Genomic DNA, 1,851 nt, shown 5'->3' with positions numbered 1-1,851 from the left:
GCGCACCCGCCCCCGGGCGCGGTCGGCGTCACGCGACCCCCTCCCGCCCGCTGGGCTCGCGGATCGCCCGCACCCTCGCCGCTCTGGCATCCGTGTTCTGCCTCCTGGTGACCGGCGTGGGCTGGTCGCTGTTCAACGGTCTGAGCTCCGACCTGTCCTCCGCCGGAGGTCTCGACGTGGGGGACGGCGGGCTCGACGGCGCCGTCGATATCCTCCTGGTGGGGACGGACAACCGCACCGACGCCCAGGGCAACGCGCTCAGCCAGGAGGAACTCGCCACCGTCCGGACCGGCGAGGACGAGGGCGAGAACACGGACACGATCCTGCTCATCCGGATCCCGGAGGACGGGAGCTCGGCCACCGCGATCTCGATCCCCCGGGACGTCTACGTGGAGACCCGGGACATCGGGGGCAGCAAGATCAACGGTGTCTACGCCGGATACAAGCAGACGTACCTCGACGAGGCCGTGGCGAACGACCCCGACGGTGCGCTCACCGAGCAGGACCAACGCGACGCCGTCCAGGCCGGCCGCAACGGACTGATCAACACCGTCCGCGATCTCACCGGCGTGCAGGCCGACCACTACGCCGAGATCGGGTTGCTGGGATTCGTCCTGCTCACCGACGCCGTCGGTGGCGTGCCGGTGTGCCTGAACGAGGACGTCGACGAACCGCTGTCCGGCGCGAACTTCCGGGCCGGGGTCCAGACCGTGTCCGGCTCCGACGCCCTGAGCTTCGTGCGTCAGCGGCACGACCTGCCCGCGGGCGACCTCGACCGGATCGTCCGCCAGCAGGCGTTCATGTCCCAGCTGGTCAAGAAGACCCTGTCCGCCGGCACCCTCGCGGACCCGACGAAGCTCGGAGCGCTCGTCGACGCGGCCCGACGGTCGTTCGTCATCGACGAGAACTGGGACTTCGTGGACTTCGCGATGAAGCTCCAGGACATCAGCGGCGGGAACGTGCGGTTCGAGACCATCCCGGTCACGAGCATCGACTCCTTCACCGAATGGGGCGAGTCCATCGTCACCGTCGACCCCGACCAGGTCGCGGAGTTCGTCGGCGGATTCGCCAGTACCGACGACGTGGAGGAGGAGCAGGAGCAGACCGGCACCCCGGGGGTGGACCCCGCCGCCGTGACCGTCTCGGTGGTCAACACCACCGCGATCGACGGTCTGGCGGCCCGGGTCTCCGGTTCCCTGTCCGAACTCGGGTATGCCGTCGGGGACCTGCTCACCGATCCGGCAGCGGCGTACACCTCCCACGTCGCCGCCGGTTCGGCCGACGACCCCTCGGCGTTCGCGGTCTCCGACGCGCTGGGCGGGTTGCCCGTCCAGGTGGATCCCGTGGTGCCCCCCGGGGCGGTCCGCGTGGTCCTGGCGGAGGACTACAGCGGTCCCACGGGGGACGCCTCCGCGACCGAGTCCTACTCCCCCGAGACCACCACCTACGCCCCGTTGCCACCGTCGATCGCGCAGCGTCCGACCTTCGACGCCGGTGGTTCGGACGTCCCCTGTGTGAACTGACCGAGCCGCACCCGACCGACCGTCCGGAGGACGACCCGTGAACACCGCCGCAGACACCGTGCTCCAGCCGCTCCTCGCAGCGGACCCGGGCGCGCCGCTGGTCACGCACTACGACCTCGGAGCACCGTCCCGGATCGAGCTGTCCGTGACCTCCACCGCCAACTGGGCCGCCAAGATCGCCGGGCTCCTGCGGGACGAGGTGGGCGTGGCCCCGGGTGACGTCGTGGTGTGCGACCTGCCGGCCCACTGGCTCACCGCCGGGGTGCTCCTGGGCGTCTGGTGGGCGGGGGCCGAGGTGCGGACCGGGCCGGCCGACGACGCCGTGGCG

The 1,851-nt window shown here is 71.4% G+C and carries 2 protein-coding genes; both read left to right on the top strand.

The genetic code is table 11. The annotated features are described in order from the left end of the window. Positions 1-1,523: LCP family protein (locus G6020_RS02890; RefSeq protein ID WP_241732541.1), on the top strand; the 1,523-nt coding region annotated here is incomplete at its 5' end. Between the two features lie 37 nt (positions 1,524-1,560). Beyond that, positions 1,561-1,851, top strand: a 291-nt coding sequence (locus tag G6020_RS02885) for a TIGR03089 family protein (RefSeq protein ID WP_347238292.1), incomplete at its 3' end; no start/stop codon positions are given.

Origin of the sequence: Dietzia sp. B19 (genome assembly GCF_014145155.1) — a bacterium.
Taxonomy (GTDB): domain Bacteria; phylum Actinomycetota; class Actinomycetes; order Mycobacteriales; family Mycobacteriaceae; genus Dietzia; species Dietzia natronolimnaea.
This window is presented reverse-complemented; position numbering and strand designations above follow the sequence as displayed.